We start from the raw sequence: 15577 nt of genomic DNA, 5'->3' as shown, positions 1-15577 counted from the left end.
GCCAAACTCAGGTGGCTCGCAGTAGGTTGAGTATTGTCGGACAGCCTCCTAGGGGTTAATCAGGCCGTGACGCATGGCCAGATGCACTATCTCGCCATTAGCCTTGAGGTCAAGCTTGCGCTTGATGTTGGAGCGATGGGCATGGATGGTTTTGGGGCTTAGAAACACAGCTTCCGCTATCTGGGCAACCGACTGCCCGTCCGCAAGCATCACAAAAATTTGCAGCTCGCGGGAGCTCAACTGCTTCACCGGAGAGCAGTCCGTCGCCGAGTCGTCCAGCTGATCCTGAATCGACGGCGAAAAATAACGCTCGCCCGAGTGCACCCGCACAACGGCCTCAATCAGTTCCGCCGGTGCGCAGCGCTTGGTCAGGTAGCCCTTTACGCCAGCACTAATCACCTGGCTGGGATAAGGTCTGGTTTCACAGCTGGACAACACAAGCACGCGGGCACGGGAGTCCTGCGCCAGAATGCGCCTGATAGCCTCCATACCACCGCTGATGGACGAACTCTCCGGAGCGCCGGCCTGGCTTGGCATGGTGAGATCCAGCACAACTATGTCGGGTTTTTCTGCACGAAATTGCTCAAAAGCCTCATGACCACTACTGGCACTGGCAATGATTCGGATACGTTCATCAGACTCCAGAATACGCTGAAAACCGTCACGGACAACCGGGTGATCGTCGGCAAGCAGTACACGAATAGGGCCCATTTTTTTCCTTAATATTTATATATTTAACTACGTATACCTAAGGTAATACATCGTTAATCAGGATGCCTGATTCTGGCGTCAATGCCTCAGCACCCCGGTAAGCTCCATAGGTCTCAATATCCAGTGCACAGGCTGAAGCTATAGCTTCTGGCCTGATTTGGGCTGGCAATGCCACCAGTTCGTCGCTGTAGCCGACCAGCTGTATGCCCTCTTTCTGGCAGTGCCGCAATACCTTTTCCAGGGCCTTTATGACCGTGATCTGACGGTCGTTGAGGCGATCCGGCACCGGCGCCTGATCAGCGCGCCGCCGACTGGTAACCTGACGTATTGCATAGCCGTCGGCATCAAGCAATTGCAGCGTCACACCCGACAGTTTTTCCTGTACCAGCGCCTGCTTGGCGCTATTAAACAATATTTCCGTGCCGCAGCATACGGCATCTTCAGCGCCACAGCGCCGCAGTGCATCCACTATAGTGGTGTAACTGGCATTTTCTTCGAGTGTTATATCCATTTTTATACCCAGACCGCAGGATCAGAAATGAATCAGTGAATGCCCCGAGGGTGCAATCTCATTCAAATATGAAAAGCATTTAGCCACCGGCAAGCGTACTGTTTTCGCGGCGAGCCAATTCAAGCTCAAGCTGGTGGATCCGCTCCATAAAGCCGCGCTCCTGCTCCTGCAGCTTTTGGCGCAGCCTGGCGTTATCCTGCGCCAGGGCGTCATTACTGGTATGCAGGCGCTTGCCATCCTCTTCCTGAATGCGCAATCGAACGCGTAAATCCAGCAACTGCTCAGTATCGGCGTTGCCCGAGCTGCGTTCAAGCAACAGCGCCTGCTGCTTGATCTGACGTGCCTGCTCTTCATTGTCAGAACCCAGGCGAATCAACCGCTCTTCCTGGCGCAGGCGCTCGGACTGGCTGGCGTCCAGCTGCATGGACAGCTGCTCGTTACGCTCCAGTAAGCGGGCATTCTGCTCCTGTAGCTGACGCAAATCCGAGGTTATGGCCAGATCATCCTGACGCACCCGCTCAAGCCTCTCACGATGCTGCTGTTCCAGCTGCGAGCTCTGCTCAAGAAAGCGCTGCTCAGCGTAGGCCAGCGCCTGATCCCAGAGTTTGCCGGCACTCAGTAGCACGACCTCAGGCACTTCAGGGTGCTGGTTGCGCCTGGTAATGCGTTCGCCCAGCGTTTTCCACCAGTCGCCCAGGGCCTTGTTGATCGTTGTCAGACTGCCGCTACCGATCAGCTCACGCACGTTCTGCTGTGTCGGACGCAGACCCTGCTCCAGCAGCTGATCCGCTGCCAGGAACACTTTTTGGCGTGTGTCGGAACCTGATTTCATATTATTAATACACAATACGTATTGTAATTCAGGCGATATCAATCGCAATCGGCGCATTGAAGCCGTGCAATAGAGCCAATGAAAACAGCAGGATAACCTAAAGCAGCGACACCGTCGCCGGGAGATCACAAAACAGAGGGTGTAAAGCGGGAAATAATGGAGGCTGGAGTCGGAATCGAACCGGCGTACACGGAGTTGCAGTCCGCTGCATGACCACTCTGCCATCCAGCCTCAAGGCGCTGCATAATACAGCAATGCATTTAGGGGTCAACTATTCAGCTTAAAAAGCGCACCAACTCCCATCCTGCCCCACTTTCTGCTGCCTGCCTGCAGGCGCCATATCGAATACAACAGCAAGAGTCGGAGTGACCTCAGCGCCGCACCCCGCTACAGTGGCGATCAAGAACAAAAACCACCTGAAACGGGAATCACAGCGTGACAAACCCAGAGCAGCAAGCAAAAACGACTTGCGCAGACCCGCGCTGGAGCGCGGTACTGAACCGCGATATCAGTGCAGACGGCCGTTTCGTCTATGGCGTTATCACCACCGGCATCTACTGCAGACCCAACTGTCCGTCGTGCGTCGTGCGACCTGAAAATGCCCGCTTTCATGCGGACTCCAGTGCGGCAGAGAACGCAGACTTAAGGCCCTGCAAGCGTTGCCACCCAGATCAGGCCTCAGCACAGGGACGCCTGCGCAAAACCATAGTCGCTCTCTGTCCCGTGATCGTAACCGCACCTCAAGTACCAAGCCAGGACGCACTTGCTGCTAGCACTGGTGTGAGCAGTCATCACCTGCATCGCCAGTTCAAAGAATTTATCGGCCTCAGACCGCGCCAGTACGCCAAGGCACGCCAGGCCCGGCGCCTGAGAGAAGCACTGGATCAGAGCGAAACCATCACCGCAGCCTTAAATACTGCGGGTTATGGCTCCAGCGGCCGTTTTTACGCAGAATCCACGCAGGTACTTGGAATGACACCCAGCTCTTATCGCGCCGGTGGCGATGACACCCGCATTCAGTTCGCCGTGGGTGATTGCTCCCTGGGCGCCATTTTGGTGGCTCAGAGCGAGCTTGGCATTTGCGCCATCCTGCTGGGGGATGACCCCAGTAGTCTGCTGCAGGATCTGCAACAGCGTTTTACCAAGGCTCACCTGGTGCCGGGTGATGCTGACTATATGCAGGTGGTCGCGCGTGTGGCGGGCTTTGTCGACAACCCGGCCCAAGGCATCAACCTGCCACTGGATATTCGCGGCACCGCTTTTCAGCAACGCGTCTGGCTGGCGCTGCGCGATATTCCACCAGGCAAAACACTCAGCTACGCACAGCTGGCACAGCGCATTGACTCACCCCGCGCTGTGCGCGCCGTTGCTGGCGCCTGCGCCGCCAACGCTATTGCCGTCGCTATCCCCTGCCATCGGGTTGTACGCAGCGATGGCGGCCTTTCCGGCTATCGCTGGGGCATTGAGCGCAAACGTGCACTACTGAACAGCGAGCGTGACGCCTAATGCCTGCAGAATCGCCCGACTCCTTAGCCACAGCCGCCGGTGTGATCACACGCCTGCACTGCTGCATTGAATTGCCGGCGAACTATCGGCTGGCAGATTTTCTGGCGTTTCACCGGCGCGACCTGCAGGAGATCGCTGAACGCGTGGCGCCAGACAGCCTGACCAAAGGGTTACACTGGGACAACTGCGCCGCCTGCCTGCATATCCAATTCAAAGGCAATACCGCTGAGGTGCAGCTTGATATCGACAACACAGCTGGATCTTCTAAACCTTCCGTACTCACCGCTCAACTTGAACGCAGGGCGCGTCTGATGTTGGGCCTGACCCAGCCCGTGGAAGTTTTTGAGCAGCAATATCGCGGACATTCCCAGCTTGGCACCCTGATACGCAGCACACCAGGCTTGCGCATACCCTTGGCTGCAAGTCCGTTTGAAGCCCTAAGCTGGGCCATTATCGGACAGCAAATCAGCGTGCACGCGGCCATTAGCATCCGTCGCCGACTGATACAGGCAGCAGGCCAACAGCATTCCTGCGGGCTCTGGTGCTACCCCAATGCCCGGCAAGTCAGCGCGCTCAAAGATACCAGCCTGCGAGATGCTGGCCTGTCGGCGGGCAAGGCACAGACATTCAGAGTGCTATGCGAGGCGATTGAATCCGGCCTGCTGCAACCGGATGCCGAAGGCGGCAACGTCGAACATCTGGGAGCACAGCTGCTGCAGCTTAAGGGCATAGGCCCCTGGACCGTCAATTACACGCTAATGCGCGGCTATGGCTGGCTGGATGGATCCCTGCATGGCGATGTGGCGGTACGGCGCAGCCTGCAACAACTGCTGGCGATGACTGACAAACCGACAGAAAAACAAACGCAGGACTGGCTCGCAGACTTCAGTCCCTGGCGGGCACTGGTAGCCGCACACCTCTGGGCGCTAGACATCAAAGCCCTGGTCTAACCGTTCGCGAGCGGGGAAATGCACACTAATCAGCAGCTTCACGACTATCAACCCAGTAAGCGTCCAATCCATGACGCACCGCATGGGCGGCCGACAAAAAGACATCGACAATGGAACTCTGCAAAGCAAGACAAACGGAGAAACGTCGACAGTGCTGCAAACAAAAGAGTGTTTAAACAGAAAAAACCGGCAACAGAAGGAGCCAGAGAGGTAGAGAGGTAGAGAGGTAGAGAGGTAGAGAGGTAGAGAGGTAGAGAGGTAGAGAGGTAGATCAAAACCACTGTATATTCCGAATTATAATCCGAAATATTCTGAAGGGTGTTTTTAGTTGGTGAGTGCTAACGCTGAAGGGTACATGGATACTGGTGCCCGGGACCGGAATCGAACCGGTACGCCCTTTCAGGCGAGGGATTTTAAGTCCCTTGTGTCTACCAATTTCACCACCCGGGCGAAAAATGGAGGCTGGAGTCGGAATCGAACCGGCGTACACGGAGTTGCAGTCCGCTGCATGACCACTCTGCCATCCAGCCTCGGATAGCGTCTTACAGGGCTCTTTGAGATCTGAGATCTGAAGGAATCAGAATCTAAAGATTGGAGCGGGAAACGAGACTCGAACTCGCGACCCCGACCTTGGCAAGGTCGTGCTCTACCAACTGAGCTATTCCCGCCTGCTCTGTAAGTGGTGCGTATTATAGAGACCTGCGCTTTGGTGTCAACACTGAAACAGAAAATATTTTTCTTACAGATTAAACACTTACAGATCTTCGCCCAAGAGCGGCCAGGCAGCCTTCAAGTAGAGAACCATTGACCAGAAAGTAAGCAGACTGGCGCCATAGAGTGCCGCCACACCCATCCAGGAAAAACTGCTGTAAGGCGTAAAGGCAACCAGCAGCAGAATGGAGATCATCTGTAGCGTGGTTTTCACCTTACCCAGGCCCGAGACAGAAACGCTGGTGCGCTCCCCCAGCTCCGCCATCCATTCCCGCAGCGCGGAAATAACGATTTCACGCCCGATGATGACCGCCGCCGGGATGGTGATCCAGACGTCGCTGAAGGTCTCGACCAGCACCACCAGTGCGACTGCGACCATCAGTTTGTCGGCTACGGGGTCAAGAAAGGCACCAAAGGGGGATGACTGATCCAGCTTGCGGGCCAGATAACCATCAAACCAGTCGGTCAGAGCCGCGATACCAAAGATCACTGCGGCCGTCATGGGCGCCCAGGCCTGGGGCAGATAATAAAAGAACACGAATACCGGTATCAGCAGGATCCGCAGCAAGGTCAAAATGTTTGGAATTTTCATGGAAAACAGCATACCTGCCAGTGGCTCTCCGGGGAGTCATGGATCTGGATGAAGTGCGAAATAGATATCTTCCGCGAGTTTGCGGCTTATGGTAGAGACTTTTGCAATTTCTTCAATACTCGCCCGCTCTATCTCCTGCAATCCGCCGAAATGACGCAGTAATTCGCGTCGCCGTTTCGGGCCTATGCCATCAATAGTCTCCAGGCGCGATGTTTTGCGCGCCTTGCCACGCCGGGCGCGGTGTCCGGTAATGGCAAACCGGTGCGCCTCATCCCGAATATGCTGAACAAGATGCAGCGCCAGCGCATCCCCCGACAGAGTGATCTCTTCACCACTTTCGGCCAGCACCAGAGTTTCAAGCCCTGCCCTGCGGCTCGGCCCCTTGGCAACGCCGACAATAAGCACTTCGGTGATCTGCAGCTCTTCCAGCACGGCGCGGGCCTGACTGACCTGACCCTTGCCGCCATCAATCAGCAGAATATCCGGCAGCTTGCCCTCGCCCTTCTTCAAGCGCGTATAGCGTCGCAGGAGCGCCTGATGCATGGCGGCATAATCATCGCCGGGGGTAATATCGCTGATATTGAAGTGACGATAGTCCGTTTTAAGCGGACCATTGTGATCAAACACCACACAGGAGGCCACCGTCGCCTCGCCGGAACTATGACTGATGTCGAAACACTCAAGCCGCTGCGGGACGCCATCCAGCTTGAGCGCCTCCTGCAGAGCAAGGAATCGATTGTACATGTTCTGTTTGCTCGCCAGGTGACTGCTCAGCTGCTGCTCGGCGTTGGTCTGGGCCAGCCGCTGCCAACCGGCCTTGTCACCGCGCACACTGTGTTGCAACACGACCTTGCGCCCGCGCCTCTGGGTCAGCGCCTCCTGCAGAGCCTCGCTATCCCCCAGTGCCAGCGGCAATATGATCTGATCGGGAATTTCCCGATTAGCACCCAGATACCACTGCGCCACGAAAGCCGATAGTACATCGGCTTCGGTATCCTCAATCGACACCCGCGGGTGAAATACCTTGCTGCCAATAATGCGACCGCCGCGGACATAAAACATGTGGATACCAACGCCACCTGGCTTGAGCGCACAGCCTATAACATCGGCCTGGCCTTCAAAGCCGCTGACATATTGCTGCTCCTGCACCTGCTGCAGATTACTCAACTGATCACGCAGCAGCACCGCCTGCTCGAAATTCAGATCCGCTGCCGCCGCCTCCATCTGACTGGCCAGTTCCTGCATCACAGCGCTGCTCTTGCCCTCAAGAAACATGCTGGCATGACGCAGGTCGTCGGCATAGGCCGCTTCGCTGATCAGCCCGACACAGGGGCCGCTGCAGCGCTGAATCTGGTACTGCAGACAGGGGCGACTGCGATTGCGAAAGAAGCTGTCTTCACAGGGGCGAATGCGAAACAGCTTCTGCAGCAGATTCAGACTTTCGCGCACCGCCGTGCCACTGGGAAAGGGCCCGAAATAACTGCCCTTGGCGCGCCTTGCGCCACGGTGAAAGCGAACTGCGGGGTACTCATCCTGATCGGAAATGAAGATATAGGGGTAGGATTTATCGTCCCGCAGAAGAATATTGTAGGGCGGACGCTGCTCCTTGATCAGGTTTTGCTCCAACAGCAGGGCTTCGGTTTCGCTGTTGGTAACCGTCACCTCGACATGCTGAATACGCGCAACCAGCGCGGCGGTCTTGGGCGCCAAACCCTTGCTGCGAAAGTAACTGCTGACTCTCTTCTTCAGATTTTTCGCCTTGCCGACATAAAGAATGTCGCCATTAAGGGCATACATCTGATAAACGCCAGGCCTGGAGGTCAGGCGCGCCAGAAAAGCCTTGGCATCAAAGCCAACCGCCGCAGCCTGATCGTCGGCAGGGACAGGCGCAAGCTCAACAGCTTCCGGGATCTTTTGCACAACGGGCTCAGTCGGCGGTGCTGGCATGCGCAGCCTTGTTGGCAGCCATGTGCAAATGAACCGCCTCCTTGTGGAGCTGCTGCAGCTGCTCGCGGGTGTCATCACTAATGCCCGCACCGCGGGACAGGGACACCTCAAGGAAAACACCGATCTCGGCGAAATGGTACAGTCGCGTATCAAAACTCTTGCCGCGCTTGAGCTTGCTCAGCGACAACTGGGCACCGCTGACCAGAATGTAGTTAATATCGGTATCGGACACCATAGGGCGACGATCACGCGCACTGATCGGCATGGTTTTATCGGAGCGTTTCTGTACAAACGTCATGGTGCGGACCTTTTGCAGCGCATTGCGGCGCAGAATGAGAATTACTAAGCATGAATGGGAACTACTTTAAGTGAGTTTATTCTTCTTGTGAACCTGCCAGCGACAAGCAAGACGCAACAAAGACTGCAAATACAGCTATTAAGCGAACCCTGTGACCTGCGCCGGGATTATTTGTGGGCCCGCTCAGCGCCCTCCCTGATGCGCGCGGCGGCGACTTCGTTCGACAGTCTGCTGGCACAGTCCGCACCCCTGACATTGCTGACAGGCGCGTCCTCGCGCCGACGCCTGGGCCTGTACTATGAAGACCTTGTCGCAACACTTCTCAATGATACTCTGGCGCCAGAGCCGGTACACCGCAATCTACAGTGCGTACACGACGGCATTACCGCCGGCGAGTTCGATTTTCTCTACAGCAGTGCAGGCCAGTGGTTTCATCTCGAAACTGCGGTGAAATTTTATCTCTGCTGCGGGAATGGCAGCGCACTCAGCGACTTTGTCGGCCCTGGGCGGCGAGACCGACTGGATATCAAGTGGCAGCGCCTGCAGCAGCATCAGCTTGTCCTCGCCCATCATCCGGCAGGCAAAGCCGCGCTAGATCGACTGGGCATCGAGTTTCCCCAGCCTAAGCTGTTGATGCCGGGCTATCTGTTTTACCGCGCGGGGCAGAATATGATCGACAGCAGATTACATTGCGATATCAGCCCAGAGCACCTGCGCGGCTGGTGGTTACCCATAGGTGAACTAGAGCGCCTGCAGAGCAGCCCAGAACAGCGCTACGCCGTTTTGCCGAAGCTCTGCTGGCTGCCCCCGGCAAGGCGAGACGAAACAGAGACACTGAACTGGCAGGGCCTGTATGCGTATTTATTGCAACAACCAGAGCCAACGCTGGTGGCGCAACTGTCTCGCCTCACCCTGGAGGATTCGCGCTGCTGGGGAGAGACCGGACGCGGCTTTGTGGTGCCGGATGACTGGGATCAACGCCCGAGTGCAACTTAAACAAACCAGGCTCATGCTTGGGTTTCGGCCATTGTTGGGTTACGCCCCTTCGGGGCTGCACCCAACCTACATTCCAACCGGGCACGTGCTTTTGTAGGGTGCTGATGAGCGAAGCGAATCGCACCGTTTACCCAAGCGAATTGTTCCGGGGGGCGTACCGTCATGTGGCGGTACGCCGCCATGCCGGATGGCATAAGTGAAAAATCTGGAGCCCCGCGTGTCCTTCGGGCCTGATCGTCGAGTTTCGGTGTCAGTAGACAACTAGAGCACTTTCATCGTACATCGACCCATCTCCGGCCACCTCGAAGTAAGGAAGCACTCAAAACAACCTCGATCGACAGATTAAGTATTTGGTGGAAATGCTCTAGCTGCTCCCCGCCAGGCTATCCGCACTCATTGAAAACATACAAAGTACAGCCAGAACGAAAAAGGACGCCGAAGCGTCCTTTTTGTAATGCAGAGCTTGACCCTGATGATCAATCCTCGGAAGCGGCCTTGGCTTTTTCCGGCGTTTCGTAGATCAGCAGCGGATCGGACTCGCCCGCAATGACACCTTCATCGATCACGACCTTGGTGACATTTTCCATCGACGGCAGCTGGTACATGGTTTCCAGCAATACCGCTTCCAGAATTGAGCGCAGACCACGGGCGCCGGTGCGGCGATCCAGTGCCTTGCGAGCAACGGCGCGCAGCGCTTCCTTGCGGAAATCAACTTCTGCACCTTCCATCTCGAACAAGGCCGCATACTGCTTGGTCAGGCTGTTCTTGGGTTCGGTGAGGATGGTGATCAGCGCTTCTTCATCCAGCTCAGCCAGCACGGCAATCATTGGCAGACGACCGACAAACTCGGGAATCAGACCAAATTTCACCAGATCCTCAGCCTCAACACCGGCCAGAATCTTGCTCATGGACTTGCCATCTTCCTTGCCCTTCACGCTGGCGCTAAAGCCAATCGAGCTCTTTTCAGAGCGGGCGCGGATGATCTGCTCCATGCCGGCAAAAGCGCCGCCACAGATAAACAGGATGTTGGACGTATCAACCTGCAGGAATTCCTGCTGCGGATGCTTGCGACCACCCTGGGGCGGAACCGATGCAACCGTACCTTCGATCAACTTCAGCAGCGCCTGCTGTACGCCTTCACCCGAAACATCGCGGGTAATGGACGGATTGTCAGACTTGCGTGAAATCTTGTCGATTTCGTCGATATACACAATACCCAGCTGCGCCTTTTCGACGTCGTAGTCGCACTTTTGCAGCAGCTTCTGAATGATGTTTTCGACGTCTTCACCAACGTAACCCGCCTCAGTCAACGTTGTGGCGTCGGCGATGGTAAAGGGTACATTGAGCATGCGGGCGAGCGTCTGGGCCAGCAGCGTTTTACCGCTACCCGTAGGACCAATCAGAAGTATGTTGCTCTTGCCAAGCTCCACACCCTGCTCGCGACGCTCTTTGAAGCGCAAACGCTTGTAATGGTTGTATACGGCAACGGACAGAACCTTTTTGGCCTGCTCCTGACCGATCACATACTCATCCAGCGACTTCTTGATCTCAGCGGGAATCGGCAGGCGATCGCTCTGCTCCTGACTCTCGATTTCCTGGATCTCTTCTCGAATAATGTCGTTGCACAGGTCGACACATTCATCGCAGATAAATACGGAAGGGCCGGCAATGAGCTTGCGCACTTCGTCCTGGCTTTTGCCACAGAACGAACAGAACAGCTTGCTGCCTTCTCCGCCTTTACCTTTAATTTCGTCGGACATTCGACTACCTCAACAGTGCGATCGCGTAAACCTTATTGATAATGGCATCGCCAGGTAATTTCAACCCGGCATGCCAATTATAATGCGGTACTTACGTGATCAGCCTTCGATTACGCGGCGATCCAGTACTTCATCAATGAGGCCGTATGCCTTGGCCGCATGGGGATCCATGAAGTTGTCACGATCGGTATCACGTGCAAGTGTTTCCAGATCCTGGCCGGTGTGGTGCGCCAGAATTTCGTTCAGTTTCTGGCGGATCGACAGAATTTCACGGGTGTGAATCTCAATGTCGGTCGCCTGACCCTGGTAGCCGCCCAGAGGCTGGTGAATCATCACGCGCGAGTTAGGCAACGCAAAACGCTTGCCTTCGGCGCCGCCAGCCAGCAGGAATGCTCCCATGCTAGCCGCCTGACCGATACACATGGTGCTGACATCAGGCTTGATGAAACGCATGGTGTCATAAATCGCCAGACCCGCGGTAACAGAACCGCCGGGCGAGTTAATATAAAGGTGAATATCCTTTTCCGGGTTTTCTGCTTCAAGGAACAACAACTGAGCGACAATCAGGTTGGCCATGTGGTCTTCGACCTGGCCCACCATGAAAATCACACGCTCCTTTAGCAGCCGCGAGTAGATATCGTAGGCCCTTTCTCCGCGCGCGGTCTGTTCGACCACCATCGGTACCAGATTGGAGCTAATTCCGGCTCCCGCCTGCCCTGTAAAGATATCTGACATGCAAATCTCTCCTTAGCCTTATAAGCGAAAAAACGACAGTCAGCCTGAGCCAACTGTCGTTTTTCATGACTCGTTAGAGCGTCGCTGCGACAGCCTTATTCGGCTGCGGCTTCGTCCGCCACTTCAGCTTCTTGCTGAGCGGGCTTGATCGCGTCTTCGTAGCTGACTTCAACTTCTTCGACTGTAGCAGATGCGAGCAGCTGTTCAACTACCTGATCTTCCATCGCCAGGCTCTGGATCTGGTTCAGCATTTCCTTGTTGCTGTAGTACCAGTCGATAACCTGCTGCGGCTCCTGATACGTCTGAGCCTGCTCTTCAACCATGGAACGAACGCGGTCTTCATCAACCTTCAGTTCGTTGGCCTTGATGACTTCCTGCACCAGCAGACCAATGGCAACACGACGCTTGGCCTGTTCTTCGAACAGTTCCTTTGGCAGCATGTTGGGGTCGAGGTTGGCGTTGCCGCCGCCGAACTGCTGTACCGCCTGCTTGCGCAGGTTGTCGATCTCGCTGTCAACCAGCGGGCTCGGCACATCAATGGCGTTAAGCTTGATCAGTTTGCCGAAAAGCTGCTCTTTGAGCTTCATTTTCAGCGCCTGTTTCAGCTCACGCTCCATGTTGTTGCGAACTTCAACATGAAACTCTTCCAGAGTCTTGCCTTCCAGGCCGAACTTGACGAAGAACTCTTCGTTCAGTTCCGGCAGTGAAGAGGCAGATACACTCTGAACCTTGACCTTGAACAGAGCTTCTTTACCCTGCAGGTTTTCAGACTGGTAATCGGCCGGGAAAGTTACGTTCAGTTCCTTGTCGTCGCCAGCAACGGCGCCAATCAGACCTGCTTCGAAACCCGGAATCATGGTGTTGGAGCCCAGCACCAGATCCATGCCTTCGCCCTTGCCGCCATCGAAGGCTTCGCCATCGACAAAACCTTCAAAGTCGATCTTAACGCGATCGCCATCTTCGGCTGCGCGCTCAACAAGAGCCCACTCAGCCTGCTGCTTGCGCAGGGTGTCGATCATTTTTTCAAGATCGGCATCGGTAACGCTGGCATTCAGCTTCTTGATTTCTGCCGCGGCGAAGTCAGCCAGGGTGATTTCCGGATAAACTTCAAAGGTCGCGGTGAATTCAAAGTCTTCACCTGCCTTGTCTTTCTTGAACTCGATATTCGGGCCGCCGGCGGGCTGCAATTTTTCCTGCTGCGCCGCTTCGTAGAAGCTCTGCTGGACCACTTCACCCAGGACTTCCTGGCGAATTCCGGCACCGTAGCGCTTCTGAACTATTTTGACCGGAACCTTGCCCGGACGAAAGCCATCGATACGCACACGACGCGCAGTATCCTGCACACGGGTAGCTACATCATTATCGATACGCTCGGCCGGAACAGTGATCGTCATCTGACGCTCGAGGCCCGAAGTCGCTTCAACAGAAACTTGCATGGAATTCCTCACAAAACTTGCAGCATTTTTTAATCGCGATCTGCGGACGAATCCGTCACCAAAAACACCCGCTTGGCGGTAAACTCGCTATCCGACCTGGCACGGATGCCGCAGAACCTAAATTCTAAAGCGCGAAATTCTGTGCCAGTTACCCCGAATAGTCAAGCGGAATACTATTAAAGGCAGCAGAGTTCGCTACTGAGAAAGGATCATAAAGGAATTTTGGCTTCAATCAAGAAAAACGAATTAAAACAGAAAGATACAGGAAAAATAGCGAGAAATGGGGTGGACGATGGGGCTTGAACCCACGACCACCGGAATCACAATCCGGGGCTCTACCAACTGAGCTACGCCCACCACAGCGTTACAAGCCAAAGATAACAGTAAATCAGGCTGGCGCCTGTTCGTTACACCGGCAGGTTTTCCAAAGCGCTTATCATCATCGTTCCGACACAAGGTGCAGGAAATGGGGTGGACGATGGGGCTTGAACCCACGACCACCGGAATCACAATCCGGGGCTCTACCAACTGAGCTACGCCCACCACAGCGATGAATCCAGCCCGAGCTCTCAACGATTAATTTGAAAAAACCAATCCTTGCAGATCAAGCCTTAAAACGGTTTATCTGTAAATCTTGCGAATGCCTTGACGCTCAACTTCCACGCATTTAGCGGGAAATGGGGTGGACGATGGGGCTTGAACCCACGACCACCGGAATCACAATCCGGGGCTCTACCAACTGAGCTACGCCCACCACAGCGTGTCAAACAAAAATGGTGCGGACGGGGAGACTCGAACTCCCACACCTTTCGGCACCAGAACCTAAATCTGGCGTGTCTACCAATTTCACCACGTCCGCACAGCTATCAGGAATGGGGTGGACGATGGGGCTTGAACCCACGACCACCGGAATCACAATCCGGGGCTCTACCAACTGAGCTACGCCCACCACTGCCTGACTTTTAACACTTTCTAGCACTTTACCGGATAAACAACTTGCCTAATGGTACGCCCGGCAGGAATCGAACCCGCAACCTACGGCTTAGAAGGCCGTTGCTCTATCCGATTGAGCTACGGGCGCATTGCTCCCGCCTTTCAACTGTTGCTGTAACCTGAGCTACTAGCGACCCGTCTAAAGGAGCGGCATATACTACGGCCGGCACTTTTGGACGTCAACTAAAAATTACGGATTTTTTCAGTAAAATCATACTGGTTACAGAATAGCCATAAATTGCGGCTATTACTGCAAACCGCCAATTTCCACAGCCTGTGCGGCAGACAAACTGGCATGTGGTAACAGTCAGTGCTCATTTAGCGAAATAGCCGCTTGGCCACGCACCTGTAACCATGAGAAAATCCGCGTCAGCTTACTAACACCCGCCTCGAGGAATACAGCCCAACGATGACTGCAAACATAATTGACGGCAAACGGATTGCAGCCCAAGTACGTGAAAAAGTGGCCCAGGGTGTAAAGGAACGCCTGGAGACAGGCAAGCGTGCGCCCTGCCTCGCCGTGGTTCTGGTCGGCGTTGATCCCGCCTCCCACGTATACGTGCGCAACAAGAAAAATGCATGCCAGGAAGTTGGTATTGAGTCACTGTCCTACGACCTGCCCGCCACTGCTGGCCAGCAGGAGTTGCTGGAACTGGTCGATACACTGAACGCCAACAGCGAAGTGGATGGCATTCTGGTTCAGCTGCCACTACCTCAGCAGCTCGATGCCAATGCAATCCTGGAGCGCATCCGCCCGGACAAGGATGTTGACGGTTTCCATCCCTTCAACCTCGGGCGTCTGGCCCAGCGCCTGCCAGCCTTGCGCCCTTGCACGCCCAAGGGCGTCATGCACCTGCTGGAGTCCACCGGCATCGAGTTTCATGGCAAGGAGGCGGTGGTCGTCGGCGCATCCAACATAGTGGGCCGCCCCATGGGACTGGAACTCTTGCTGGCGGGCTGCACTGTGACCACAACGCATCGCTTTACTCAGGACCTGGCAGCACATGTCGGCCGCGCCGATGTTGTAGTGGTTGGCGTTGGCAAACCAGGACTGGTGAAAGGCGAATGGATCAAACCCGGCGCAGTGGTGATTGATGTTGGCATCAACAGGCTGAATGACGGCCGCCTGGTGGGTGATATCGAATACGCCACGGCTGCAGAACGCGCCGGCTGGATTACTCCAGTGCCCGGCGGCGTTGGCCCCATGACGGTGGCCTGCCTGATGGAAAACACGCTGGAAGCTGCCAACAACCTCGTTCAGAACTAACCCATCTGCCTGCATGACTTCAGCCCACCCGCTCCGCCCGGGTGGGCTTTACATTACTAACCGCACCCTCGCACTGCCAGAACTGACTGATCCGGTAAAAGCTCTGCACCGTCGAGCCATATAACTGACGCAGCGCTTATCTTCAGCTCCCTTGAATACAACAAAACGCCCCCTGATTCATGCCAGTGTGCTGTTGCACTCTATATGAAGCTTATAAAGGCCCCTTTTCCCGCCTTCCTGCGTTGTTCGTTGTCGCCCTAGGAGGCTGTCCGAGAATGCTGGCCGTAGCGAGAGCCGACTGATTTGAGCGGGTTTTTGCGGTGTTTTAAGGC

General features: G+C 55.4%; 13 protein-coding genes and 10 tRNA genes. 4 read left to right on the top strand and 19 right to left on the bottom strand.

The genetic code is table 11. From position 1 onward, the window contains the following. Positions 1-48 precede the first annotated feature (48 nt). The 4 genes from MPRO_RS17050 to MPRO_RS17035 all read right to left on the bottom strand — a co-directional run bounded on the left by MPRO_RS17050 (position 49) and on the right by MPRO_RS17035 (position 2285). Positions 49-711 carry a response regulator gene (locus tag MPRO_RS17050; protein WP_067295540.1) on the bottom strand — a complete coding sequence of 221 codons (663 nt, stop codon included), beginning with the start codon at positions 709-711 and terminating at the stop codon, positions 49-51. A gap of 37 nt (positions 712-748) precedes the next feature. Next, positions 749-1222, bottom strand: coding sequence for a response regulator (locus MPRO_RS17045; RefSeq protein WP_067295536.1), 474 nt, complete (start codon positions 1220-1222; stop codon positions 749-751). A 79-nt stretch (positions 1223-1301) separates the two neighbouring features. Further along, complete coding sequence (locus MPRO_RS17040; RefSeq protein ID WP_067295532.1) at positions 1302-2054, bottom strand: DNA-binding protein; 753 nt, start codon at positions 2052-2054, stop codon at positions 1302-1304. A gap of 157 nt (positions 2055-2211) precedes the next feature. Beyond that, positions 2212-2285, bottom strand: a tRNA-Cys gene (locus MPRO_RS17035). A 204-nt stretch (positions 2286-2489) separates the two neighbouring features. Here MPRO_RS17035 and ada point away from each other — a divergent pair. Together ada and MPRO_RS17025 are read left to right on the top strand one after the other, a co-directional pair. Beyond that, positions 2490-3560, top strand: coding sequence for a bifunctional DNA-binding transcriptional regulator/O6-methylguanine-DNA methyltransferase Ada (gene ada / locus MPRO_RS17030; protein ID WP_067295529.1), 1071 nt, complete (start codon positions 2490-2492; stop codon positions 3558-3560). Beyond that, positions 3560-4510: a DNA-3-methyladenine glycosylase family protein gene (locus MPRO_RS17025; protein ID WP_067295525.1), complete on the top strand. Its 951-nt coding sequence runs from the start codon at positions 3560-3562 to the stop codon at positions 4508-4510. The genes ada and MPRO_RS17025 overlap by 1 nt, the downstream gene beginning before the upstream one ends. Before the next feature lie 363 nt (positions 4511-4873). On the opposite strand, the gene MPRO_RS17020 is transcribed toward MPRO_RS17025, so the two are convergent. The 6 genes from MPRO_RS17020 to MPRO_RS16995 all read right to left on the bottom strand — a co-directional run bounded on the left by MPRO_RS17020 (position 4874) and on the right by MPRO_RS16995 (position 8058). Then, positions 4874-4960, bottom strand: a tRNA-Leu gene (locus tag MPRO_RS17020). Between the two features lie 6 nt (positions 4961-4966). Continuing rightward, a tRNA-Cys gene (locus MPRO_RS17015) sits at positions 4967-5040 on the bottom strand. A 62-nt stretch (positions 5041-5102) separates the two neighbouring features. Further along, positions 5103-5178, bottom strand: a tRNA-Gly gene (locus tag MPRO_RS17010). A gap of 86 nt (positions 5179-5264) precedes the next feature. Next, a complete protein-coding gene (gene pgsA, locus MPRO_RS17005; protein WP_067295546.1) occupies positions 5265-5813 on the bottom strand; it encodes a CDP-diacylglycerol--glycerol-3-phosphate 3-phosphatidyltransferase in 549 nt (182 codons plus the stop codon). A gap of 36 nt (positions 5814-5849) precedes the next feature. Further along, positions 5850-7724: an excinuclease ABC subunit UvrC gene (gene uvrC / locus MPRO_RS17000; protein ID WP_067295543.1), complete on the bottom strand. Its 1875-nt coding sequence runs from the start codon at positions 7722-7724 to the stop codon at positions 5850-5852. Between the two features lie 16 nt (positions 7725-7740). Further along, positions 7741-8058, bottom strand: coding sequence for an excinuclease ABC subunit C (locus tag MPRO_RS16995; RefSeq protein ID WP_067295523.1), 318 nt, complete (start codon positions 8056-8058; stop codon positions 7741-7743). A gap of 54 nt (positions 8059-8112) precedes the next feature. On the opposite strand from MPRO_RS16995, the gene MPRO_RS16990 reads away from it, so the two are divergent. Continuing rightward, entirely contained in the window at positions 8113-9054 is a 942-nt protein-coding gene (locus MPRO_RS16990) for a DUF1853 family protein (protein ID WP_082708913.1), read from the top strand. Between the two features lie 476 nt (positions 9055-9530). Here MPRO_RS16990 and clpX read toward each other — a convergent pair whose 3' ends face one another. From clpX to MPRO_RS16945, 9 genes are all read right to left on the bottom strand, one after another. Continuing rightward, complete coding sequence (clpX, locus tag MPRO_RS16985; protein ID WP_067295517.1) at positions 9531-10814, bottom strand: ATP-dependent Clp protease ATP-binding subunit ClpX; 1284 nt, start codon at positions 10812-10814, stop codon at positions 9531-9533. 99 nt (positions 10815-10913) lie between these two features. Beyond that, positions 10914-11549 carry an ATP-dependent Clp endopeptidase proteolytic subunit ClpP gene (clpP, locus tag MPRO_RS16980; protein ID WP_067295514.1) on the bottom strand — a complete coding sequence of 212 codons (636 nt, stop codon included), beginning with the start codon at positions 11547-11549 and terminating at the stop codon, positions 10914-10916. Positions 11550-11644: 95 nt separating this feature from the next. After that, entirely contained in the window at positions 11645-12985 is a 1341-nt protein-coding gene (gene tig / locus MPRO_RS16975; protein WP_067295511.1) for a trigger factor, read from the bottom strand. 281 nt (positions 12986-13266) lie between these two features. After that, a tRNA-His gene (locus MPRO_RS16970) sits at positions 13267-13342 on the bottom strand. Positions 13343-13452: 110 nt separating this feature from the next. After that, positions 13453-13528, bottom strand: a tRNA-His gene (locus MPRO_RS16965). Positions 13529-13663: 135 nt separating this feature from the next. Continuing rightward, positions 13664-13739 (bottom strand) — tRNA-His (locus MPRO_RS16960). A gap of 20 nt (positions 13740-13759) precedes the next feature. Further along, positions 13760-13844 (bottom strand) — tRNA-Leu (locus MPRO_RS16955). A gap of 14 nt (positions 13845-13858) precedes the next feature. Then, positions 13859-13934, bottom strand: a tRNA-His gene (locus tag MPRO_RS16950). A 55-nt stretch (positions 13935-13989) separates the two neighbouring features. Then, positions 13990-14066, bottom strand: a tRNA-Arg gene (locus MPRO_RS16945). A 321-nt stretch (positions 14067-14387) separates the two neighbouring features. On the opposite strand from MPRO_RS16945, the gene folD reads away from it, so the two are divergent. Then, positions 14388-15245 (top strand): bifunctional methylenetetrahydrofolate dehydrogenase/methenyltetrahydrofolate cyclohydrolase FolD, encoded by an 858-nt coding sequence (gene folD, locus MPRO_RS16940; protein ID WP_067295508.1) that lies wholly within the window; start codon positions 14388-14390, stop codon positions 15243-15245. The last annotated feature ends 332 nt before the right edge of the window (positions 15246-15577 follow it).

This window comes from Marinobacterium profundum, assembly GCF_001528745.1.
GTDB lineage: Bacteria > Pseudomonadota > Gammaproteobacteria > Pseudomonadales > Balneatricaceae > Marinobacterium_A > Marinobacterium_A profundum.
The sequence above is the reverse complement of the archived record's forward strand: the minus strand, read 5'-3'. Positions and strand labels throughout refer to the sequence as shown.

Bases quoted from the DNA above. Each gene is read 5' to 3' on its own strand.
- MPRO_RS17050 (WP_067295540.1), bottom strand. From the start codon at position 711: ATGGGCCCTATTCGTGTACTGCTTGCCGACGATCACCCGGTTGTCCGT.
- MPRO_RS17045 (WP_067295536.1), bottom strand. From the start codon at position 1,222: ATGGATATAACACTCGAAGAAAATGCCAGTTACACCACTATAGTGGAT.
- MPRO_RS17040 (WP_067295532.1), bottom strand. From the start codon at position 2,054: ATGAAATCAGGTTCCGACACACGCCAAAAAGTGTTCCTGGCAGCGGAT.
- MPRO_RS17025 (WP_067295525.1), top strand. From the start codon at position 3,560: ATGCCTGCAGAATCGCCCGACTCCTTAGCCACAGCCGCCGGTGTGATC.
- pgsA (WP_067295546.1), bottom strand. From the start codon at position 5,813: ATGAAAATTCCAAACATTTTGACCTTGCTGCGGATCCTGCTGATACCG.
- MPRO_RS16995 (WP_067295523.1), bottom strand. From the start codon at position 8,058: ATGACGTTTGTACAGAAACGCTCCGATAAAACCATGCCGATCAGTGCG.
- MPRO_RS16990 (WP_082708913.1), top strand. From the start codon at position 8,113: ATGGGAACTACTTTAAGTGAGTTTATTCTTCTTGTGAACCTGCCAGCG.
- clpX (WP_067295517.1), bottom strand. From the start codon at position 10,814: ATGTCCGACGAAATTAAAGGTAAAGGCGGAGAAGGCAGCAAGCTGTTC.
- clpP (WP_067295514.1), bottom strand. From the start codon at position 11,549: ATGTCAGATATCTTTACAGGGCAGGCGGGAGCCGGAATTAGCTCCAAT.
- tig (WP_067295511.1), bottom strand. From the start codon at position 12,985: ATGCAAGTTTCTGTTGAAGCGACTTCGGGCCTCGAGCGTCAGATGACG.
- folD (WP_067295508.1), top strand. From the start codon at position 14,388: ATGACTGCAAACATAATTGACGGCAAACGGATTGCAGCCCAAGTACGT.